General features: G+C 72.5%; 5 protein-coding genes and 1 pseudogene. 1 reads left to right on the top strand and 5 read right to left on the bottom strand.

The window, feature by feature from the left end:
- Positions 1-132 (top strand): annotated as a pseudogene (locus HTZ77_RS44015) (integrase core domain-containing protein); the annotation flags it as partial.
- Here the strand turns inward: HTZ77_RS44015 and HTZ77_RS44010 are convergent.
- From HTZ77_RS44010 to dxr, 5 genes are all read right to left on the bottom strand, one after another.
- The gene (locus HTZ77_RS44010) at positions 129-665 is read right to left on the bottom strand and encodes a TetR/AcrR family transcriptional regulator (RefSeq protein ID WP_175595755.1); all 537 of its coding nucleotides are present in this window, start codon (positions 663-665) and stop codon (positions 129-131) included. The pseudogene HTZ77_RS44015 and the gene HTZ77_RS44010 sit on opposite strands and share 4 nt — an antisense overlap.
- A gap of 124 nt (positions 666-789) precedes the next feature.
- Positions 790-1,632, bottom strand: a complete 843-nt coding sequence (locus tag HTZ77_RS44005) for a GNAT family N-acetyltransferase (protein ID WP_175595759.1) — start codon at positions 1,630-1,632, stop codon at positions 790-792.
- A 36-nt stretch (positions 1,633-1,668) separates the two neighbouring features.
- Positions 1,669-3,342, bottom strand: a complete 1,674-nt coding sequence (locus HTZ77_RS44000) for an alpha/beta hydrolase (RefSeq protein ID WP_175595754.1) — start codon at positions 3,340-3,342, stop codon at positions 1,669-1,671.
- A gap of 160 nt (positions 3,343-3,502) precedes the next feature.
- Positions 3,503-4,669 carry a flavodoxin-dependent (E)-4-hydroxy-3-methylbut-2-enyl-diphosphate synthase gene (gene ispG / locus HTZ77_RS43995; RefSeq protein WP_175595753.1) on the bottom strand — a complete coding sequence of 389 codons (1,167 nt, stop codon included), beginning with the start codon at positions 4,667-4,669 and terminating at the stop codon, positions 3,503-3,505.
- Positions 4,670-4,709: 40 nt separating this feature from the next.
- Entirely contained in the window at positions 4,710-5,900 is a 1,191-nt protein-coding gene (dxr, locus tag HTZ77_RS43990) for a 1-deoxy-D-xylulose-5-phosphate reductoisomerase (protein ID WP_175595752.1), read from the bottom strand.
- Positions 5,901-6,000 lie beyond the last annotated feature (100 nt).

The raw sequence follows: 6,000 nt of genomic DNA, 5'->3' as shown, positions 1-6,000 counted from the left end.
GCCAGCAACGACGAACGCACCGCCGCTCTGCAAGACTTCCTGCACACCTACAACCACCACCGCTGCCACACCGCGCTCGGAGGCCAACCACCGATCACCCGCGTCAACAACCCTGCGGGTCAATACAGCTAGCCGGCGACTGCCTCGGCCACCGACCGGATACCGGCGGCCAGCTCGTGAGCCGCGGGGGCGTGGTCCGGATCGATCTGCCACCGCACCAGCAGGCCGATGAACAGCGTCAACAGCACCTGCGCACCCGCCTCGTCCTGGTGCGGCAGGCGCCGGGCCAGCTCACGCTGGGCCAGCGCCTGCCCTTCGGCCAGACTGGCTCGTACATCGGGGAGATGAGGCGCCTGCGCCAGCGTCTCGACGTTGGCTCGCCACACCATCGGCTTGGCCTGGAAGGATTCGATCAGCTCCGCCCAGAAGGGCTCGAGCCAAGCGTTGGAGTCGTCCGGGAACGCCTGAAGAACCTCCGTGACCGCTTCGCCGGTCACTTCGATCATCGCCCGGGCGAGCAGAGCGTCTTTGGAGCGGAAGTGGTAGTTGATCGCGGCGAGGTTGCTGCCGGAGACGGCCACGATGTCCCGGACGGTTGTGCGTGCGTATCCACGCTCGGACAGGCACTGCTTGGCCGCGGCCAGCAGATCCTCAGGAACTCCCACGGGACCAAGCCTACCAAGACCGCCAACAAGCGTTTCAAACATCCGTTCCGCGCCCGTCCGCGCCGACGCCGGATCAGGGCGGTCATCCCCGAGCCGGCCTGGAGATCCGAACTCCGTGAAGGCCCTAGAACAGCACGGACATGAACGTGTCCACCTCGTGGAAGCCGACCTTGCGGTAGACGGTCCTGGCCGGGGTGTTGAAGTCGTTGACGTACAGGCTGACGACCGGCGCGAAGCACGCCAGCGCCGCCTCGACGACCGCGGCCATGCCGGAGACGGCGAAGCCCTGGCCGCGCAGCTCGGGATCCACCCACACGCCCTGCACCTGGCAGGCGAACGGCGTCACCGCGCCGATCTCCGCCTTGAACACCACGCGCCCGTCCTCGATGCGCGCGTACGATCGGCCGATGCGGATCAGCTCCGAGACCCGGGTGCGGTAGAGGGCGCCGCCGTCGCCCAGGTTGGGCGACACCCCGACCTCCTCGGTGAACATCGCCACGCAGGCCGGCAGGACGATGTCGAACTCCTCCGGCCGCACCCGGCGCACCAGCGGGTCGGCGGGCACGGGCGACTTCTGGGAGATCGCCATGACCGGCTGCGCCCACCGGATGGCCCGCGCCCGGCCCCAGTGCGGCTCCAGCCGCTCCCACAGCAGCGAGACGGCGTCGGCCGGGCCCACGATGGACGAGCAGCGCCGTCCCTGCTTGCGCGCGCGGTCGGCGAAAGCGTGCACGGCCTCCGGGCCGGCGTTGACCGGCACCAGGTTGGCGCCGGCGTAGCACAGCGAGACGAGCCCGCCACGCGGCCCGAACCCCCACATCTGCCCGCCGAGCCGGGCCTGGTTGAGGCCGACGGTCCGCACGCGGGAGGCGACGAAGACGTTCGCGACCGGGTCGCTGTCGAGCAAGGCCAGGGCCTCGTCCCGGTCGCTGTCATCGAGCACGCGCGACGCCGATGTACGCAGCATCACATGGTCAGACTACGCGAAGGCCCACCGATTAGCTCATCCTGACAGGGCCTGGGTGAGCGATTCCTCTCCGTGGGCACGCCGCCCGGCCATCCGGTCCACCGCGCGGGGCTCTGGCATGGCCGGGCAGACGGCGGTCCGCCGCGGCACCTTCCCCTCGCTCAGGTAGGTGGCCAGATGCCGGTCGACGCACGCGTTGCCGCTCAGGGAGACGCCGTGGTTGCCGCCGCCCTCGACGACCATCCGGGCCGTGGGGAGCCTGCGCAGCAGGTTGAGCGCCCCCTGGTACGGGGTGGCGGCGTCACCGCGCGACTGGATCATGAGGATGGGCGGCAGCCCCGCGCCGCCGCGGACGTCCACGGGTTTGCCGCCGGGCTGCGGCCAGAACGCGCAGGGGGCGTTGTACCAGGCGTTCGGCCAGGTGAGGAACGGGGCGCTGCGGTGCAGCGGGGTCATGTCCGCGCGCCAGGTGGCCCAGTCGCGGGGCCACGGCGCGTCGGTGCACTGGACGCCCAGGTAGACGGCGTAGCCGTTCTCGTCCTCGGTGCTGTGGTCCGCGAGCCGGTCGTAGCCGTCGAGCAGGCCGCTCACGTCGCCCTCGCGCACGTACCGGGACCAGAGGGAGGCGAGCTGCGGCCAGAGCCGGTCGGAGTAGCCGCCGGCGCTGAAGACGTCGTCGAGCTCGCTCGGCCCCACCACGCCGCCCGCCGGGTGCTCGCGCAGCCGGGCGCGCATCGCGTACCAGGCGAACGAGGTCTGCTCATCGGTACGGCCGAGCCGGTAGACGTCGTTGTGGCGGGCCACCCAGGCCAGGAAGTCGCGGTGCCGGCGGTCGAAGGCGACGTCCTGGTTGAGGTTGGCCCGGTACCAGACGGCGCCGGGGTCGACGGAGCTGTCGAGCACCAGGCGGCGCACCCGCTGCGGGAAGAGCGTGGCGTAGACGGCGCCGAGGTAGGTGCCGTACGAGTAGCCGAGGTAGGTGATCTTCTCCACGCCGAGCGCGGCGCGCACGCGGTCCAGGTCGCGGGCGGAGTCGGCGGTGGTCATGTGCGGCAGCAGCCACGGCCACAGGGCGGCGCACCGGTTCGCGTACTCCTGGGCCCGGCCGAGCAGGACGCGCTCGTCGGCGGCGTCGCGAGGCACCGCGTCGGGGCGGGGCGGGGCGTAGTAGGTGCGGGGGTCGACGCAGTGCATGGCCGGCCGGCTGCCGCCCACCCCGCGCGGGTCGAACCCGACGACGTCGTAGCGGCCGGCCAGCTCGGCGGGCAGCGCGCCGGCGACGAACTCGGCCAGCTTGCGCCCGGAGCCGCCCGGGCCGCCGGGGTTCACCAGCATGGTGCCGAGGTAGCGGCCGCCGTCGCGGGGGACGGTGGCCGGGACCCGGTTGACGGCGATCGTGAGGGACTGGCCGAGCGGCACGCGGTAGTCGACGGGGACGCGGACGGCGGCGCACTCGACCTCGGTGGCGCGCGCGGGGGCGGCCTGCCCGGGGGTGGGGGTCGGCTCGTCCGCCGGACAGGCCGTCCACGCGACACCCGGCCGCGCGCTCGCGCCCGATGACGCGACACCCGGCCGAGCGCTCGCGCCCGACGACGCGACCGCGGGCGCGTAGCCTCCGGCGGCCGCCGGGGAGCCACCGGCGCTCACCATCCCGCCGGCCAGCGTCGCCACCGCCGCCACGACCCGGACGCACCGCTTCACCAGTCTCATGGCTGACGATGCTGCCGGGCCGCGGCCTGACCGGGGCGCCGCATGGGCGAACCCTTGCCATGCTGTAACGAGCCGATGGCGTACCGTAACGAATGCCTGCTCAGGCGGCAGCGATCCGAGCGGAGGAGCCTCCTGCCCGCCCGCGCGCCCCAGGGGCGGGTCAGCCGACGGTGACCTGCGGGCCGGTGGCGTCGTCGTCGAGATCGACCTCCACACCCATCTCCTCGGCCAGCCGGAGCGCCTCCTCGATCAGCGTCTCGACGATCTGCGACTCCGGCACGGTCTTGATGACCTCGCCCTTGACGAAGATCTGGCCCTTGCCGTTGCCGGAGGCCACCCCCAGGTCGGCCTCGCGCGCCTCACCGGGGCCGTTGACCACGCAGCCCATGACGGCCACGCGCAGCGGCACCTTCAGCCCTTCGAGCCCGGCCTGCACCTGCTCGGCCAGCGTGTAGACGTCGACCTGGGCGCGCCCGCAGGACGGACAGGAGACGATCTCCAGGCCGCGCTCGCGCAGCCCGAGCGATTCGAGAATCTGGTTGCCGACCTTGACCTCCTCGACCGGCGGGGCCGAGAGCGAGACGCGGATCGTGTCGCCGATGCCCTCGGCCAGCAGCGCGCCGAACGCGACGGCCGACTTGATCGTGCCCTGGAAGGCGGGGCCCGCCTCGGTGACGCCCAGGTGCAGCGGGTAGTCGCACCTGGCCGCCAGCAGCCGGTAGGCGTTGATCATCACGACCGGGTCGTTGTGCTTGACCGAGATCTTGATGTCGCGGAAGCCGTGCTCCTCGAACAGCGAGCACTCCCACAGCGCCGACTCGACCAGCGCCTCCGGGGTGGCCTTGCCGTACTTCTGGAGCAGCCGCGGGTCGAGCGAGCCGGCGTTGACGCCGATGCGGATGGGCACGCCGTGGTCGGCCGCCGCCTTGGCGATCTCGCCCACCTTGTCGTCGAACTTCTTGATGTTGCCCGGGTTGACCCGCACCGCCGCGCAGCCCGCCTCGATGGCGGCGAAGACGTACTTGGGCTGGAAGTGGATGTCGGCGATCACCGGGATCTTCGACTTGCGGGCGATGATCGGCAGGGCGTCGGCGTCGTCCTGGGACGGCACGGCCACGCGGACGATCTGGCAGCCGGAGGCCGTCAGCTCGGCGATCTGCTGCAGGGTGGAGTTGACGTCGGCGGTGACCGTGGTGGTCATCGACTGCACGGAGACGGGCGCGTCGCCCCCGACGAGCACGTCGCCGACCCTGATCTGCCGGGAGTGGCGGCGTTCGGCGAGCGGCTTGGGGCGGACCGTCGGTATGCCGAGTGCTACAGAAGACATTTCTACCCTTAGGTGTCGAAGACGATTCCAGTGTAGGAAGTCAGCGGGACTGCCCTGCCGCGAGCTCCGCCGCCCGGGCCCGGGCCCAGGCGTCGGCGGCCAGCACCTCCTCCACGGAGCCGGCCGGGGTGACCTGGTGCTCCTCCACGACCCGGGCCACCGTGTCGACGATGCCCAGGAACGGCAGCCTGCCGCCCAGGAACGCCTCCAGGCACGCCTCGTTGGCGGCGTTGTAGACGGCGGGCGCGGTGCCGCCGGCCTCGCCGACGTGGCGGGCCAGCGCGACGGAGGGGAACGCCTCGTCGTCGAGCGGCTCGAAGGTCCAGGTGTGGGCCTTGGTCCAGTCGACGGGGGAGGCCGCGCCCGCCAGGCGGCCGGGATGGCCGAGGGCGAGCGCGATGGGCAGCCGCATGTCGGGCGGGCTGGCCTGGGCGATGGTGGAGCCGTCGACGTACTCCACCATGGAGTGGATGATCGACTGAGGGTGGACCACGACGTCGATCCGGTCGAAGCCGAGGTCGAACAGCAGGTGCGCCTCGATGACCTCCAGCCCCTTGTTGACCAGGGTGGCCGAGTTGACGGTGATCATCGGCCCCATCGACCAGGTCGGGTGGGCCAGCGCCATCTCGGGCGTCACGTCGGCCATCTCGGCGCGCGTGCGCCCCCGGAACGGCCCGCCACTGGCCGTGATGACCAGCTTCCTGACCGCGTCGGGGTCGTGGCCGTGCGGGCCGGCCGCCCACAGGCACTGCTGCACCGCCGAGTGCTCGGAGTCGACGGGGACGATCTGGCCCGGCTTGGCCAGCCGCTTGACCAGGGGCCCGCCGACGATCAGGGACTCCTTGTTGGCCAGCGCGAGCGTGCGCCCCGCCTCCAGGGCGACCAGCGTGGAGGTGAGGCCGAGCGCGCCGGTGATGCCGTTGAGCACGATGTCGCACCGCCACCCGGCCGCCTCGGCGACGCCCTCCGGGCCGCCGAGCACCACGGGCGCGGCGCCGAGGGCGGCGAGCGCCTCCTTCAGCTCCGGCACGCGCGCGGCGTCGGCCACCGCGACCACCTCGGCGCCCAGCTCGGCGGCCTGCCGGGCGAGCAGGTCGACCCGGCCGCCCCCGGCCGCCAGCCCGGCGACCCGGAACCTGCCGGGGTTGGCGGTGACGACGTCGATCGCCTGGGTGCCGATCGAGCCGGTGGAGCCGAGCACGACGACGGAGCGGAGGGTCTCTGCATGCACCCGTCCATTCTCCCCGGTCTCCGGCTCGCCCGGGCACGCGGCCGTGACCGGCCCGAAATCCACGTCTTTTGTGACGCCGAGTGCCGTGCGGAGTTCGTGG

Source organism: Nonomuraea montanisoli (genome assembly GCF_013363975.1).
Classification (GTDB): domain Bacteria; phylum Actinomycetota; class Actinomycetes; order Streptosporangiales; family Streptosporangiaceae; genus Nonomuraea; species Nonomuraea montanisoli.
The sequence above is the reverse complement of the archived record's forward strand: the minus strand, read 5'-3'. Positions and strand labels throughout refer to the sequence as shown.